12 protein-coding genes are annotated in these 15782 nt (G+C 74.3%); 6 read left to right on the top strand and 6 right to left on the bottom strand.

Features of this window, described 5'->3' with window-relative positions:
- Positions 1 to 143: 143 nt before the first annotated feature.
- A complete protein-coding gene (locus ACF1AG_RS24425; RefSeq protein ID WP_359599978.1) occupies positions 144 to 1451 on the top strand; it encodes an ABC transporter substrate-binding protein in 1308 nt (435 codons plus the stop codon).
- Positions 1452 to 1541: 90 nt separating this feature from the next.
- Here the strand turns inward: ACF1AG_RS24425 and ACF1AG_RS24420 are convergent, their stop codons facing one another.
- Positions 1542 to 3257, bottom strand: a complete 1716-nt coding sequence (locus ACF1AG_RS24420; protein ID WP_391810390.1) for a hypothetical protein — start codon at positions 3255 to 3257, stop codon at positions 1542 to 1544.
- A 188-nt stretch (positions 3258 to 3445) separates the two neighbouring features.
- Entirely contained in the window at positions 3446 to 4831 is a 1386-nt protein-coding gene (locus ACF1AG_RS24415; protein WP_387797710.1) for a transcriptional regulator, read from the bottom strand.
- 309 nt (positions 4832 to 5140) lie between these two features.
- Here ACF1AG_RS24415 and ACF1AG_RS24410 point away from each other — a divergent pair, with 309 nt between their 5' ends.
- The 4 genes from ACF1AG_RS24410 to ACF1AG_RS24395 all read left to right on the top strand — a co-directional run bounded on the left by ACF1AG_RS24410 (position 5141) and on the right by ACF1AG_RS24395 (position 9214).
- Positions 5141 to 5803 carry a bifunctional DNA primase/polymerase gene (locus tag ACF1AG_RS24410; RefSeq protein ID WP_359599986.1) on the top strand — a complete coding sequence of 221 codons (663 nt, stop codon included), beginning with the start codon at positions 5141 to 5143 and terminating at the stop codon, positions 5801 to 5803.
- 93 nt (positions 5804 to 5896) lie between these two features.
- The gene (locus ACF1AG_RS24405) at positions 5897 to 6673 is read left to right on the top strand and encodes an ABC transporter ATP-binding protein (protein WP_359599973.1); all 777 of its coding nucleotides are present in this window, start codon (positions 5897 to 5899) and stop codon (positions 6671 to 6673) included.
- Complete coding sequence (locus ACF1AG_RS24400) at positions 6670 to 8262, top strand: transporter (protein ID WP_359599971.1); 1593 nt, start codon at positions 6670 to 6672, stop codon at positions 8260 to 8262. The genes ACF1AG_RS24405 and ACF1AG_RS24400 overlap by 4 nt, the downstream gene beginning before the upstream one ends.
- Before the next feature lie 205 nt (positions 8263 to 8467).
- Positions 8468 to 9214 carry an alpha/beta hydrolase gene (locus ACF1AG_RS24395; protein WP_391810389.1) on the top strand — a complete coding sequence of 249 codons (747 nt, stop codon included), beginning with the start codon at positions 8468 to 8470 and terminating at the stop codon, positions 9212 to 9214.
- Positions 9215 to 9251: 37 nt separating this feature from the next.
- Here the strand turns inward: ACF1AG_RS24395 and ACF1AG_RS24390 are convergent, their stop codons facing one another.
- Positions 9252 to 10130 carry an alpha/beta fold hydrolase gene (locus ACF1AG_RS24390; protein WP_391810388.1) on the bottom strand — a complete coding sequence of 293 codons (879 nt, stop codon included), beginning with the start codon at positions 10128 to 10130 and terminating at the stop codon, positions 9252 to 9254.
- A gap of 592 nt (positions 10131 to 10722) precedes the next feature.
- Positions 10723 to 11415: a metal-dependent transcriptional regulator gene (locus tag ACF1AG_RS24385; protein WP_359599968.1), complete on the bottom strand. Its 693-nt coding sequence runs from the start codon at positions 11413 to 11415 to the stop codon at positions 10723 to 10725.
- 232 nt (positions 11416 to 11647) lie between these two features.
- Between ACF1AG_RS24385 and ACF1AG_RS24380 the strand changes: the two genes are divergently transcribed.
- A complete protein-coding gene (locus ACF1AG_RS24380; protein WP_387797716.1) occupies positions 11648 to 12403 on the top strand; it encodes an SIS domain-containing protein in 756 nt (251 codons plus the stop codon).
- Positions 12404 to 12635: 232 nt separating this feature from the next.
- Here the strand turns inward: ACF1AG_RS24380 and ACF1AG_RS24375 are convergent, their stop codons facing one another.
- Positions 12636 to 14030 (bottom strand): PAS domain-containing protein, encoded by a 1395-nt coding sequence (locus tag ACF1AG_RS24375; RefSeq protein ID WP_359599966.1) that lies wholly within the window; start codon positions 14028 to 14030, stop codon positions 12636 to 12638.
- A 585-nt stretch (positions 14031 to 14615) separates the two neighbouring features.
- The gene (locus ACF1AG_RS24370) at positions 14616 to 15716 is read right to left on the bottom strand and encodes a citrate synthase 2 (RefSeq protein WP_359599964.1); all 1101 of its coding nucleotides are present in this window, start codon (positions 15714 to 15716) and stop codon (positions 14616 to 14618) included.
- Between the last annotated feature and the right edge of the window lie 66 nt (positions 15717 to 15782).

Raw genomic sequence — 15782 nt, 5'->3', positions numbered from 1 at the left:
AGTTCTCCGAACCTTGCACGGTCGTCGATCGTACGTTTCCGCTCCGTACGCGCCGGACGGGCCCCCGCAATTCACCTCCGCGTCACCTTCCGTCGACCGAGCGTCACGGAGCGGTTCGCCGTGTGAGGGAATGGTGCGGGGGCATGACCGGCAGGCGACGCATCCGCAGCACCGTCCTCCCCCGTTCCCTCGTCCGGCCCGCCCGCGCCGGCGCCCTGTCCGCGGGCGCGCTGGCGGCGTGTGCCGCGCTGCTCGCCGGCTGCGGGATCGTCCCCGGAGTCACGGAGGGCTCAGGGGACGACACGATCACCGTGATGACCTGGGCGCCCGAGAACACGGGCGCCACCAACAAGCCCGGCATGCCCGCGTTCGCCGAGGCCTACGGCCGCTGGGTGAACGCCCACGACGGCATCGGCGGCCGCACTCTGAGGGTGCTGACCTGCAACGAACGCGACGACGCGGTTGCCGCGGCGCGCTGCGCCCGGCGCGCGGTCGCGGAGAACGCCGTCGCCGTGGTCGGCTCCTACAGCCAGCACGGCGACGCCTTCCTGCCCACGCTGGAGGCCGCCGGCATCCCGTACATCGGCGGCTACGGCCTCACCCACGACGAGTTCACCAGCCCACTGTCCTACCCGGTCAACGGCGGACAGCCCGCGCTGCTCGCCGGGCTCGGCCGCACCCTGGCCGACACGTGCGGTCCTGTCGCCCTGGTCCGGCCCGACACCATCATGGGCGACCAGCTGCCGCCGCTGCTGGAATCCGGCCTCGCGGCGGGCGGCCACGCCCCGGCCGGCGACCTGCGCGCCGCCGAGGCCGCGACCTCCTACGACGACGCCGCCGAGCGTGCGCTGCAACACGCCGCCTCCGGCACCGGGGAGCGGGGCTGCGTGGTGCCCGCGCTCGGCGACCGCACCGGCACCTTCATGGATTCCTTCCGGCGCGCCCGCGCCCGGCACCCCGAGGTGCGCACCGCGACGGTGCTGGGCAGCGTCGACCAGACGGTGCTGGACGCCTCCGGGGGCGCGTCGGGTCCCTACGAGGGGGCGTACGTCTCCGGCTGGTACCCGGAGGCGGGCGACGCGCGCTGGGACCCGATGAAGGAGGTGATCCGGGCGGAGGCCTTCGGCGACAACCGCATCGACCCGGCGGACGCGGGCGTGCAGACGACGTGGATCGCCTACACGGTGCTCCGCCAGGCCGTGGAGTCGCTCGGGGACGGCGAGGTCACCGCGGACACGGTGACGGCCGCCCTGGACGGCGGCCTGAAGGTCACCACCGGCGACCTCACCCCCACCCTCCGCTGGAAGTTCCAGGACACCCTGGCCGCCATCGGCCTTCCCCGCCTGGTCAACGCGAACGTCACGCTCCACGTGGTGGAGAAAGGCCGTCTCACCGCCGCGGCGGACGGCTTCACGGACGTGACGTCCACGTTGAAGGACGCGGCGCTCTAGAAAGGGGCGCGGGGAACTGCGCGACAAGCCACAGCGAACCGGCAGCCGCACGCGCACCTGGACCCCCCGCCTCTCGGGCGACCCGAGCCCCTACAGCTGCGTAGGAGCCCGCTCGGTCAGCCCGTACTGCCGGGCGATGACGTTCCACAGCTCGGACGCCTTCTTCTTCTGCTCGGTGGCGGTACCGCTCTCCCGGTTCCCCGCGGCGGTCTGCTCGGTGTTCCGGGCAGACCCCTTCTTGCACCCCTTCTTCCCCTTGCCCTTGGTCTGGTCCGCCCACTTCGCGTAGTGGTCGTCGGCCGAGGCGGACGCCTTCCACGCCTTCCGCAGCGCCTCGCTGAGCGCCTCGTGCTGGGGCAGCTTGTCCACGGAGAGCCCGGACAGGTCGGTCACGAGCTGCTTCCGCTGCTTCGCGGCCTCCCGCAGGTCGGACGCGGCCTTGTCGAGGTCACGGCACGCCTTGACGTCCTCGACCGCGTTGATCACGCTGCTGCGGCTGTCGCCGCTGTGCGCGAGCAGCTTGTCCAGCTCGACGGCCTGCTCGCGGGCCGGGTCCACGGTCGGCGACGGCGAGGCCTCGGTGCTCGCGGGCGCGGTGGCGGAGACGGGCTGGTTGGCTTCGGCGCCGTCGTCCTTGCTGCCGCTGCCGAGCAGGGCGCCGGCACCGACGCCGACGACGGCGAGGCCGACGCCGACCGCGGCGATCAGCGGCCAGCGCGGGCCGCCGTTGCCGCCGCCACCGCCGCGTCCGCCGCCGTGGCCCGAGACGGGCGGGGCGGGCGGTCCGGGCGGGACGCGGCCGGGCCGGGCGGGACGGCCGTAGTCCATGCGCGGCATCTGCTGCGTGGCGCCGGCCGCGCCGTCGTCGTTGCGGAAGAGGTTGTCGAACTCGGCCGGCGGCTGCCGGCCCTCGTCGCCCTGTGCGGCGCCGTACGGCGGGGGCGGCCCCTGGTCGGTGACCGGGGCGATGAACTGGGTGGGCTCGGCGTCCGGGCTGCCCGGGTGCGGCAGCGGGCCGGGGCCGGCCTGCGGCTGGGCGATGCCGAGGTTGCGGGTGAGCTCCGCGTCGTGCGTGGCCGGCATTTCGGGCGGCAGCGCGCCCGGTGCGACCGGGGGTATGTACTGGGTCGCGCCCTCGTCGGCGCCTGCCGCCGGGACCGGCGGTATGACCTGCGTGGCGCCCTCGTCCACGCCGGGCGCGGGGGGCGGCAGCGGGGCGCCGTGGGCGGGCGGGTAGCCGTATCCGCCGCCGGGCGGGGCGTAGGCGGCGCCGTTCTGCGGGGGCAGCTGGCCGCCCGCGGTGTGCCCGCCGTAGGCGGCGCCTCCGGCGGGCCGGCCGTAGCCGTCCGTGGCGGCGTACCCGCCGCCCTGCCCGTACGCGTCCTGTCCGCCGTGCGCGGGCGGGTAGCCGCCCTGGGACCGGGCGCTCTCGGGCGGGAGCGGCCCGGGGCCGCCCTGGGCCTGCGCCCCGGCGTCCCAGGAGGGCTGCCCACCCTGCTGCTGATGGCCGGTGTCCCACCCGGACGGCGACTGCTGCTGCCACTGTCCGTCGTTCGCCGGCGGCCATTCCTGGCCCGCGGACGGGGCGGCCGCCTGCTGGTCGGGGCCCCATGGGTTCCCCCAGGTCTGGCCGCCGGGCGGCGCCGACGCGGGGAACCCGCCGGCGGGCGGGCCGTCCGTGCCGCCGGGCGCGACCGGTCCGGACGTCATGCCCGGCAGCAGGGGCTCACCACCGTCCGAGGGCAGCACGATGCCTTCGCGCGCGGGGCGCGCCGAGGGCTCCTCGCCCTGTCCACTCTGCGTCACCGGGACTCCTACCAATGGGGGACCTTGTGAATCGCGCTCACGCTACCGGGTCCCCGGAGCCCGGTGCCACGCAGCACAGAACCCGACCTCCTGCCCTGTGAGCGCGGTAACAAAACCAGGTCACCGCACGCTGATTAGGTCCCCTCCTTCCCGTCCGCCTCCCGTGTCGCACGGGACTGTCACGCACGTCACGCCGCCGTCCGGAGCTCCATCCGCGCCCCGAACTCCCTTACCACCGGCTCCTCCCGGTACGGCTCGAGGCGCTGCTGGAGGTCTTCCAGGTACTCCGCGCCCCGGTCGGAGCGCAGACCGCCCAGCAGTTCGGCGGCCTTCAGGCCGGTGGCGCAGGCCTGTTCGATCTCGCGCTGCTGCACCTGGGCGGTGGCGAGCAGCACGTAGCCGATGGCCCTACGCCGTGCGCGGGTGGGCGGGTGGCCGTCCAGCGACTCCTGCGCGCACCGCGCGGCGGCCTCCGCCTGGCCGAGGTCGCGGTGGCAGTGCGCCAACTCGTCGGCCAGGTACGCCTCGTCGAAGTGCGCGATCCACGGCGGGTCGTCACCCGAACCCGGGTCGGCCGCCTCCAGGGCGCTCACCGCACGGCCCGCGGCGGCGTGCGCGGCCGCGGCGTCGCCCGTCAGCGCGTGCCCGCGGGCCTCCGCGGCGAGGAACATCGCCTCCGCGCGGGGTGTCACGCGCCCCCGTGCTCCTTCCTGGGCCGCGCGCGCCAACTGGCTGATCTCACGCGGGTTTCCGAGCTGCGCGGCGAGGTGGCTCATGGACGCGGCGAGCACGTACCCGCCGTAGCCGCGGTCCCCTGCGGCCTGCGCGAGCCGCAGCGCCTGGATGTAGTACCGCTGGGCGAGGCCCGGTTGGCCGGTGTCGACGGCCATGTACCCGGCCAGTTCCGTGAGCCGGGCGACGGCGGCGAACAGGTCGCGCCCCACCGCCTCGCGGTACGAGCCGGCCAGCATCCCCGAGACGACGCTGTTGAGGTAGTGCACCACGACCGGGCGGACGTGCCCGCTGCCGTACTGGTGGTCCAGCGCGACCAGCGCCTCCGTCATGGAGCGCACCGCCGCCACGTCCGACTGGCCCACGCGCGGGCCGGTGTTGCGCGCGACCTGACCGTCGGGCGCGGAAATCAGCCAGTCGCGGCTGGGCTCCACCAGCGCGGACGCGGCGACGGACGAGCCGGACAGGAAGTCCCGCCGCCCCACGTCGCTGCGCCACAGCTCGCAGACCTGCTCGATGGCTCCCAGCACCGTCGGCGAGAACTGGAGGCCGACCCCGGACGCGAGGTTCTTGCCGTTGGCCATGCCGATCTCGTCGATCGTGACCGTGCGGCCCAGCTTGCGGCCCAGCGCCTCCGCGATGACGGCCGGCGCCCGGCCCCGCGGCTGCTGTCCCCGCAGCCAGCGGGCCACCGACGTCTTGTCGTAGCGCAGGTCGAGGCCGTGCTCCGCGCCGCACATGTTGACCCTGCGGGCCAGTCCGGCGTTGGAGCATCCGGCTTCCTGGATGAGCGCCTGCAGCCGTTCGTTCGGCTGCCGGGCGACGAGCGGCCTTGCGGCCATGGCGTACCCCCTGAGGCTGCGGTGCCTGCCCACGCACCGGGTTGACGTGTTGTCCGCGGCCGTACGTCTCACGTCGTCCCGGCGAGACGTCCGGCCGGGAGGATCAATGCCCCGTCGACATACCGACAATGCGGGACATGTGAGAATTGCCGGGGTATCGACGGTTGCCGACCCCCCTCCTGGTTACCCCGATGCGGTGGCGGATCCTCCCGCGCGCCCCCATGGATGCACCCATGCGCCCCGGGGACGGGCCCGATGCCCCTCCCCCGCGCATCCGGCAGGGCGTAACCCCTGGTGACGGGTGAAGTTGTGTTCATCGTGGAAGAGACGATCGCGGGCGCCGACGCCGTACAGATCCCGAAGCAGCGCGGGGAATCGCTGCTGGACACCGCCGTGCGCTATGCCGAGGAACGCCACTGGGACGTGGTGCCGGGCACCTGGACCGAGGTCGTCGACGGGGTGCACGTCTGCTCGTGCGGTGACGTGGCGTGCCCCGCGCCCGGCGCGCACCCGGCGGAGCCCGGCTGGGCGGACCTGGCGACCGGAAGCGCCAGCGCCGCCCGGCGAATGTGGCAGAAGCAGCCCGGCGCCTCGGTGCTGCTGCCCACCGGGCGGGCGTTCGACGCGATCTCCGTGCCGGAGACGGCCGGTCTGCTGGCGCTGGCGCGCATGGAGCGGATGGGGCTCACGCCGGGCCCGGTGACCCTGACGCCGTACCGGCGTACGGAGTTCTTCGTCCTGCCCGGTGCGGCGGCGAAGCTTCCGCACCTGCTGCGCACGCTGGGCTGGTCGGAGTCGTCGCTCGACCTGGCCGTGCTGGGCGAGGGGTCGTACGTGGCCGCGCCGCCGACCCGGGTCGGCCGGCACGGGGCCGTGCAGTGGGCCCGTCGGCCGACCCAGGAGAACCGCTGGCTGCCGGACGCGGAGGAGCTGCTGCCGTCGCTGGCGTACGCCTGCGGCCGGGACCGGTGACGGGGACTCCCCGGGCCCGCGGCCCCCGTCGTCCTCCCCGGGCCCACGGCTCCTGTCGCCCTCCCCGTAGGCTCGGGGACGACGGAGGGAGACGTGGTGGGCACTGTTGCCGTGCGCGTGCAGGGGCTGTGGAAGCGGTTCGGGGAGCAGGTCGCCGTCGGCGGGATCGATCTGGAGCTGCCCGCCGGGCGGTTCATCGGTCTGGTCGGGCCGAACGGCGCCGGGAAGACCACCACCCTGTCCATGGTGACGGGGCTGCTCCGCCCGGACCAGGGCACCGTCGAGATCGCCGGGCACGACGTCTGGCGCGACCCGGCGCAGGTGAAGGCCCGGATCGGCGTGCTGCCGGAGGGACTCCGCCTGTTCGAGCGGCTGTCCGGGCGTGAACTGCTCGCCTACACCGGCCGGTTGCGCGGGCTGCCGGGCGAGGAGGTCGACAAGCGGGCCACCCAGCTGCTCGACGTGCTCGACCTTGCGGGCTCCCAGCACAAGCTCGTCGTCGACTACTCCACCGGCATGCGCAAGAAGATCGGCCTGGCGGCGGCGCTGCTGCACAACCCCGAAGTGCTTTTCCTGGACGAGCCGTTCGAGGGCGTCGACCCGGTGTCCGCGCAGACCATCCGGGGCGTCCTGGAGCGCTACACCGCCTCCGGCGCGACGGTGGTGTTCTCCTCCCACGTCATGGAGCTGGTGGAGTCGCTGTGCGACTGGGTGGCGGTGATGGCCGCCGGCCGGATCCGCGCCCACGGCCCGCTCGCCCAGGTGCGCGGCGACGCGCCGTCCCTGCAGCGGGCCTTCCTCGAACTCGTCGGCGCCGACAGCCGCGACGCCGGGTCCGACCTCGACTGGCTGGGCGGTGGCGCCCGGTGAGCGCGCCCGCCCTCACCCCGGTCGTCGTCCGGCTGAAGCTGTCGCTGCTGCGCAACGGCCTGCGCCAGTCCGGCGGGCGTCGCGCCGCCTGGATCGCCTCCGCCGTCGTCGCGCTGCTGTTCGCCGCCCTCCAGATGCTCGGTCTTGTGGCGCTGCGCGGCGTCGGCGGCGCGGAGTCGCTGGTGGTACTGCTGGTGGCGGTACTGGCGCTGGGCTGGGCGGTGATGCCGCTGTTCTTCCCCGGGGGTGACGAGACGCTCGACCCGACCCGCCTGGTGATGCTGCCGCTGCGCCCGCGGCCGCTGGTGCGGGCCCTGCTGGCCGCGTCACTGGTGGGCATCGGGCCGCTGTTCACGGTGTGCCTGCTGGCCGGCTCGGTGATCACCGTCGCCCGTGGCGCGGCGGCATGGACGGTGGGCGTCGTCGCCGTGCCGCTGGCGCTGCTGGTGTGCGTGGCGCTGGCGCGGTCGGTGGCCGCGGCGAACGTACGGCTGCTGACCAGCCGCAAGGGGCGGGACCTGGCGGTGCTCAGCGGCCTGGTGGTCGCGATCGGCGCGCAGGTCGTCAACTTCGGTGCGCAGCGGCTGGGTTCCGGGGGCCTGGAGCAGCTCGACCCGGTCGCGGACGTGCTGCGCTGGCTGCCGGGCGCGTCGGCGATCGGCGCGGTGCACACCACCGGCGAGGGAGCGTACGGGGTTGCCGTGGCGCAGCTGGCGGTGAGCGCGGGGGCGCTCGCGGTGCTGCTCGCGCTGTGGTCGCGCACCCTGACCCGGCTGATGACCGCGCCGGACGGGTCCACCCTCCAGGCGGGCGACTCCGCGGTCCGCGACCGCCCCTCCACGGGTCTCGCGCGCCTGCTGCCGTCGGGCAGGACCGGCACGGTGATGGAGCGCAGCCTGCGCTACATCTGGCGCGACCCGAAGACGAAGGCCGCGTGGGTGACGTCGCTGGCGATCGGCCTGATCGTGCCGGTGTTCAACGCCTGGCAGGGCACCGGCTCGGTGTACTTCGCCTGCTTCGCGGCCGGGATGCTCGGCATCCAGATGTACAACCAGTTCGGGCAGGACACGTCGGCGTTCTGGATGGTCGCGATGACGATCTCCTCCGCCCGCGACGCCTACGCCGAACTGCGCGCCCGCGCCCTGGCGCTGCTGCTGATCACCCTCCCGTACGCCACGCTCGTCACGGTGCTGACGACGGCGATGCTGGACGACTGGGCGCGGCTGCCGGAGGCGCTGGGCCTGTCCTTCGCGCTGCTCGGCGCGATGCTCGCCACCGGCGCGTGGACGTCGGCGCGGTTCCCGTACTCCGTCCCGCAGGAGGGGTACAAGAACGTGGCCCCCGGGCAGGTGGGGCTGGCGTGGATCTCCATCTTCGGCGGCATGATCGCGGCGGCCCTCCTCTGCCTCCCGGTGATCGCTCTGACCATCTGGCTGAACATCGGCGACGCGGGCCAGGGCCTGCGCCTGCTCCTCCTGCTCGCCGGCACGGCCTACGGCGCCCTCCTCGCCTTCGGGGGTCTCCGCCTGGCCGCCCCGCGGACGGCGGCGCGACTGCCGGAGATCGTGTCGGCGGTGAGCAAGGGGTGAGCGGCACCTGCCCGGCGGCTGGGCGAAATCCCGTGGAAGCCGGACGGGGACCCTGCTAGCGTCCGCCCCGACCGTGCCTGGACCGAGGAGGTGGTACCCGTGACCGCAGCAGCAACGACATGGGTGCTCCCCTCCGGGGTCATGGTCGGGTGACGGACGGGTCGCCCGGGAGCGCCGTAACAGCGCACTCCCGGAAGGCACGACCATGCACTTCACCTCGGAACTTCTCCTCGACGACGGCGTCCTGGAACGCCGCTTCACCCTCGACGGCATCCCGGGCCTCCTGTGGACGCCCGCGACCGCGTCCGCTTCCGCACCGGCCCCGCTGATCCTGCTCGGCCACCCGCCGCTCGGGCTGGGTGCGATGTACCCCCGCCTGGTGTCCCGCGCCCGGCACGCGGCGGCGGACGGTTTCGCGGCGGCCACGATCGAACTGCCGGGCAGCGGTGACCGCCCGGCCTGGCCGGCCCTGAACCGGGCTCGGGAGGACCTCCGCCGCGCGATGCAGGCCGGCGCACCGGTCGGCGACGACCTCGTGGACGCCCTTGTCCTCCCCCTGGTCGACGCGGCGGCCCCGGAATGGCGGGCGGCGCTCGACACCCTGCTCCCGCTCCCCGGGATCACCGGCCCGGTCGGCATCTCGGGCGGTCTGATCTCCCTCGGCGTCCGGCTGACGGCGACGGACCCGCGCATCGCCGCCGCGGTGCTCTTCGCGGGGAGCTTCGTCCCACGCGTGATGTTCGAGGAGGCCCGCCGGGTCACGGTCCCGCTGCACGTCCTGCTCCAGTGGGACGACGAGGGCAACGACCGCGCCTCGGCCCTGGCCCTCTTCGATGCCTTCGCCTCCCGGGACAAGTCCCTCCACGCCCACCTGGGCGGCCACACGGGCGTCCCGGCCTCCGCGGCGGAGGCGGCGGCGGGGTTCTTCCGACGGCATGTCAGGACGGCGTGATCCAAGGCCCGGGGCCCGGCGGAGTCCGGGCTCCGGGCTACTCCCCGGCGAGCGGGTCCAGGAACGGTTCGATCGCGGCGAGCCAGGCTTCGGGCTGGTCGTAGTGGACGAGGTGGCCGGCGTCGGAAACCTCGGCGTACTGGCCTCGGGGGAGGACGCGGACCATTTCCTGGGCCTCGGCGCGGCCCAGCTCACCGTCGAGGCCGCGGACGACCAGGGCGGGGCAGCGGACCTGGGCCAGTTCCTCCCAGTGGGCGTCGTGGACCCAGGTCGCGCGGGAGCGCAGCATCTGGTCGGGGTCGAAGACGGGGCGCCAGCCGTCGGGGGACTCGGCCATCACCTCGGCGTAGAACTCGCCGCGGGCCGGGTTGGGGCGCTCCACCCAGGGGTCGTCCTCACCGAACCACTTCCGTACGTCGGCGAGGGTGGCGAAGGGGACCGGCCAGGACGCGAACCACTCCGCCCACTCGCGCTGCGAGGCGCCCCCGAGGGCGGAGGCCCGCATGTCGCAGATGACCAGGCCGCGGACCAGGTCGGGGCGTTTGGCGGCCAGCTGCCAGGCGGTGAGGGCGCCCATCGCGTGGCCGATCAGGACGGCGGGGCCGAGGCCGAGCTGTTCCAGGGCGGCCTCCGCGTCGTCGACGTAGGCGTCCCGGGTGAAGGCGCCCTCCGGGGGCTTCTCGCTGCGGCCGTGACCGCGCTGGTCGAGGGCGACCGCGCGGTACCGCGCGGCGAGGCGGCGGGCGGTGGACGCCCAGTGCGAGGCGCGGCCCATCAGGCCGTGCAGTAAGAGCACGCCGGGCGCGCCCGGCGCGGTCCCCTCCTCAGGACCGGCTCCGGCCTTGGCCGGGTCGCCGAACTCCCAGGCGGCCAGGCGTACGCCGTCCGCCCCCGTCACGTCGATGCGTCGCGCCACGGTCTGGCACCCCCCACGCTCGCTGCCTGCCCACTGACCCTGTCTGTCGCCGGTGCTCCGGACCCCGCCGGTGCTCCGGACCCCGCCTGTCGCCGGACTCTGCCCTGTCGCCACTGCCGCAACGCTATCGAATGAGCATTCGAAAATGCCGTTCTCTCCGGCAACACCCCTCGTTCGAGTGACCCCGCACGGGGATTGACCGGCGCGGGCCGGGGGAGATCTTCATCGGGAGGCGGACCGCTCGGGGAAACCGGTCCGTGGGGAATGACCCTGAGAGCTCGGGGCTCCGGGTCAGCACAGGGGAGGACAGGCCCCGGCGCCGTGCGGCGCCGGGGCTCCTCACGTGGTCACGGCACATCGTCCCGCCCCTCCCCGGCCCGGGCGGCCTCCGCGCCACCGGACCAAGAACCCCTCAGGTCATATGCCTCACGCGACAGCCTCGCACGCCCGCCGGGCGAACGCTGCGATTCGGCGCAACGCGGACGCGGCGGAGCCGGATCCGGCGGGAGAATCGGCGCGTTCGCGTCCCGGCCGTGTCCGGTGACAAGCGCCGTCCGCCCCCTGGGCCCCGGCAGTCCCGCCGGCCCCGGCGTCAGGGCTTCGCGACGAAGACGTGCGAGGCGACCTCCGACTCCAGCTCCGCCGCCTCGCCGCTGCTGCCCACCAGCACGCCGCCCGCGGACTCCGTCACGCTCACCACCGAGCCGGGCTGCACGCCCGCCCGGCGCAGCGAGTACATCAGCTGCGCGTCCGTCTGGATGGGCTCGCCGATCCGGCGCACCACGACCGTCTTGCCCTCGGCGCCCGGGTCCAGGTCGGCCAGCGACACCATGCCCTCGTCGAGGAACGGCACCGTGCCGTCCGTCTCGCCCAGCTCCTCGAGCCCCGGGATCGGGTTGCCGTACGGCGACTCGGTCGGGTGCCGCAGCAGCTCCAGGACGCGGCGCTCGACGGCCTCGCTCATCACGTGCTCCCAGCGGCAGGCCTCGGCGTGCACCTGCTCCCACTCCAGGCCGATCACGTCGACCAGGAGACACTCGGCGAGACGGTGCTTGCGCATCACGCGGGTGGCCAGCCGGCGGCCCTCCTCCGTGAGCTCCAGATGGCGGTCCGGGGCGACGGCCACCAGGCCGTCGCGCTCCATCCGGGCCACCGTCTGGCTGACCGTCGGCCCGCTCTGGTCGAGCCGCTCGGCGATCCGGGCGCGCATGGGGACCACACCTTCCTCCTCCAGCTCGAGGATGGTGCGGAGATACATCTCCGTGGTGTCGATCAGTCCGGACATACTTGCCCCTCGATGAGATCTGCGGATTGGCTCTGCCGGAAGGCTGGACGGCTCACCGGCGTGTGCGCTGGCCCGAGCCTCAATTCTTACGCATACGACGGACAACCGGGCCGTGCCCCGGAAACGCGCGGCTCCGGCTCGGCGGCGGACGGGGCGTCCGGACACCGTATTGACACGGCAGTGGTCCAGACCGCACGGTGATCCGCGACACGTCCGCCCCGAAGGGAGCCGCATGAGCGACCGCACGCCCGCCGGTCAGTTCCTCGACGCAGCGATCGGGCTGCTGGGGCGGCTCCGCGACGAGGAGGCCGGGCCCATCGCGGCGGCGGGCACGATGATCGCGGACACGGTCGCCGACGGCGGACGGCTCTTCGCCTTCGGCGCGGGCCACTCCTCCCTCGCCGCGCAGGACCTCGTCTACCGCGCGGGCGGACTCGCCCTGATGAACCTGCTCAGCGTGCCGGGGGTCGTCGGCGTCGACGTCCGGCCGGCGACGCTGGGGTCCGCGCTGGAACGGGTGGAGGGGCTCGCGGGAACGGTGCTGGAGTCCTCCCCGCTGCGGGAGGGCGACCTGCTGGTGATCATCTCCCTGTCCGGGCGCAACGTGATGCCCGTGGAGATGGCGACGAGGGCGCGCGCCAAGGGCGTGAAGGTGATCGGCGTGACGTCGGTGGCGTACGCCTCGGAGACCTCGCCGCGGAACCCCTCAGGGACGTTCCTCAAGGACCACTGCGACGTGGTGCTGGACTCGGGGATCCCGGTGGGCGACGCGGAGCTGACGTGGGAGGGCGTGTCGGCGCCGTTCGCGCCCGCGTCCACGGTCGTCACCTCGGCCCTGCTCCAGGCGGTCATGGCCACCGCCGCGGCCACCCTCGCCGACCGCGGCGTCGAGCCGCCCCTGCTCCGCTCGGGCAACGTCGACGGCGGCCACCTCTGGAACACCCAGGTGATGACGGAGTACGGCGACCGGATCTTCTACCAGCACTGAGCCCGGTACGGCCTCGGGCCGCCCCGGCCGGTTCGTCTTGGCGCCCCGGCGGGGTGCGTCCGCGCGACGGCGGCTGCGGCCCGGCGGGGGCTTGCCGCGCAGTTCCCCGCGCCCCCAAGGGTGACGGCGGGACCGCGGCCCCCGAGGGGCGCGGCGATTGCGCGAACAGCTCCTACGGACCCCGTGGCCGACATCCGCAGGCCGCGTCCGCGCCCCGGCACGGCGGGCCCCCTCACCCCTCCCCGGGGAGCAGTGCTGCCAGATCCAGCGCGGACGCGATGTGCGCCGCCACGTCCTCCGCGTACACCGCGTCCGCGCGTTCGAAGGCCGTGCGGTTGGACGTGCGCAGAAACGTCACGGCGCCGAGCGTGCGGCCGCGGCTGCGCAGGACCGTGCACAGGGCGTGGACCGTGTCCTGAGGCCACTGGCGGGACAGCGCCCACTCGCGTGCCGCGTCACCCCTGAGCGAGCCCGCGCCCGCCCGCACCGTCCCGGCGCGCTCCACGCACTGCACGGCCGGGTGCCCGTCGGCGTACAGCACCGGAAGGCCCGCCCGGCCGTCGAGGCGGCAGGGCCCCGGGGCGCCGGAGGGGGTCTCGGCGATCCGCACCAGGCGGACCCGGTCGCTGTCGCCGCCGCCCTCGGCGACCCGGTCGATCACCGCGTGGTCGGCGAACCCGGCGAGGGCGAAGTCCAGGTGGACGGCGGCCGCCTCGGCCGGGTTCTCGCACTCCGCCGCCGCGCGGGCGGCCCGGTGCAGTTGCTGGGTGCGGAACCGCAGCAGCGACGCCTCCTGCTCGCCCTGCCGCGCCTCGGTCACGTCCTGGAACAGCCAGCCCACCCCGAGCGGCACCGGCTCCTCCGCGAGCGGGGACGAGAGCCGCACGAACCCGCTCCGCCAGCAGCGCCGGCGCTCGCCCTCGGGCGTCCGCACGGTCACCCACAGCTCGGCCGGCGCGGGCGGCGCGCCCTCGGCGAGCACATGGGTGAGCGCGCTCTCCAGCTCCTCCACGCCCTGTGCCAGCAGCTCCCCGAGCGGCCGGCCCAGCACCGACGTGCGGCCCGCGCCGAGCGCCCGCGCCGCGTACGCGTTGACGACGGCGGGCCGCAGGTCGGCGTCGACGAGGACGACGCCCCAGCCGGCGTCCTCCAGCAGTGCCTCGCTGAGCGCGATGGAGCGCTCCAGGTCGATCTGCGCGTGGACCTCGCTGAACGCGCAGTAGACACCGGCGGGCTCGCCGTCGGGACCGCGTACGGCGGCGGACTGGGTGCGCACCAGGACCCGGCGGCCGTCCTTGGTGAGGAGCGCGAACTCGTTCACCTGCCGGCCGGGCGCGTCCATGGCCGACATCAGCCGCGCCTCGACCTCCTCGGCGTCCGCGCTGCGGACGGCCCACCCGGCGAACCCGGCGCGCCCGACCGCCTCCTCGGCGGACCAGCCGAGGATGCGCTCGGCCTCACGGTTCCAGTGGGTCACCACGCCGTCCGCGTCGAAGGCGCACAGGGCGGCGTCCATGCCGTCGAGCAACGCCGCGAGCAGGTCGGAGCCGGCCGGCCCCTCCCGCTCGGGCCCGGACCCCTCGGGCCCGAGCTCGTCGGTGGCCCCACTACGCCGGGATGCACTCACCTGAACCCCCTGCAGGCTGTGTCCGCACGTACGGCACGACGATTCGCTCACCAACAATCATTCAACTTGAACGTGACCCAGCGCACATCGAGTTCCCGACAAGATTGTGGGAATTGTTGCCTGCTCCCTCGTACCCACGCTTTCACGAGGCAAAAGACCTCGTGCGGCGGTGCGGGGCCCGAGTCGCGCCATCGGCGCGGAACGGGTTCGAGCCGCGCCATGAGCTCGGAGCGAAGGGGGGTCGGCCGAGGGCGCCCGGCCCGACGAGAAGGCCGCGAACCGCGCTCCGGAAGGTCGGCACAGAAAAGTGGTTGATCCGGCGGCGGGCGGTTCTTAGGCTGGCGGTACTTCGGAAAGGAGGTGGTTCGGCAGATGTATGACAACCGGACGGAAGAGGTGGCTGCGGGCTAGTGGCCCGCCGCCGTACTCGGTTCGGCGCCGGACCGGCGTGCGAGTGATGCACGCAACCGGCCCAATCCAACGCAGTCACCCGACCCGCGAGTCGCCGGTATCGTCCGGCCGGCTCCCCCGAGGGGGAACCAGACTCGCGGGTCGCCTGCGTTCCCGGCGGCTTCCCGGCCGCACTCAGTGCGCGAGGGACGCGTAACCCTCGATCTCCCGCGGGTCGCGCGAACCCGGTCCCACGTAGCGGGCCGACGGGCGGACCAGCCGGCCCGTGCGCTTCTGCTCCAGGATGTGCGCCGACCAGCCCGCGGTGCGGGCGCAGGTGAACATCGACGTGAACATGTGCGCCGGCACCTCCGCGAAGTCCAGCACGATCGCGGCCCAGAACTCCACGTTCGTGGCCAGCACCCGGTCCGGGCGGCGGGCGTGCAGCTCGGCCAGCGCGGCCTTCTCCAGCGCCTCGGCGACCTCGTAGCGCGGGGCGCCCAGCTCACGGGCGGTGCGGCGCAGCACGCGGGCGCGGGGGTCCTCCGCGCGGTAGACGCGGTGGCCGAATCCCATCAGGCGCTCGCCCTTGTCGAGGGTCTTCCGGACGTACGCCTCGGCGTCCCCGGTGCGCTCGATCTCCTCGATCATGTGCAGCACGCGCGAGGGTGCGCCCCCGTGCAGCGGGCCGGACATGGCGCCGACGGCCCCGGAGAGGGCGGCCGCGACGTCCGCGCCGGTGGAGGCGATGACCCGGGCGGTGAACGTGGAGGCGTTCATGCCGTGCTCGGCGGCCGACGTCCAGTACGCGTCGACGGCGGCGACGTGCTTGGGGTCGGGCTCGCCGCGCCAGCGGATCATGAAGCGCTCGACGACCGACTCGGCCTTGTCGATCTCGCTCTGCGGCACCATCGGCAGCCCCTGGCCGCGCGCCGACTGGGCAACGTACGACAGGGCCATCACGGCGGCGCGGGCGAGGTCGTCGCGGGCCTGGGCGGCATCGATGTCGAGGAGCGGTTTCAGGCCCCACACGGGGGCCAGCATGGCGAGCGCGGACTGCACGTCGACGCGGATGTCGCCGGAGTGCACGGGGATGGGGAACGGCTCGGCGGGCGGCAGTCCGGGCGCGAACGCCCCGTCGACGAGCAGCCCCCATACGTTGCCGAAGGAGACGTGACCGACCAGGTCCTCGATGTCGACGCCCCGGTAGCGGAGGGCGCCGCCCTCCTTGTCCGGTTCGGCGATCTCCGTCTCGAACGCGACGACTCCTTCGAGCCCGGGTACGAAGTCGGACATCAGGCGGCTCCCTCGATAGGTGGGTGACAGATGGTGTTGTGGGGTGGGACGACCATGTGTCGTGAC

This window comes from Streptomyces sp. NPDC014764 (assembly GCF_043082785.1).
In the GTDB taxonomy this organism is placed as follows: domain Bacteria; phylum Actinomycetota; class Actinomycetes; order Streptomycetales; family Streptomycetaceae; genus Streptomyces; species Streptomyces althioticus.
The sequence above is the reverse complement of the archived record's forward strand: the minus strand, read 5'-3'. Positions and strand labels throughout refer to the sequence as shown.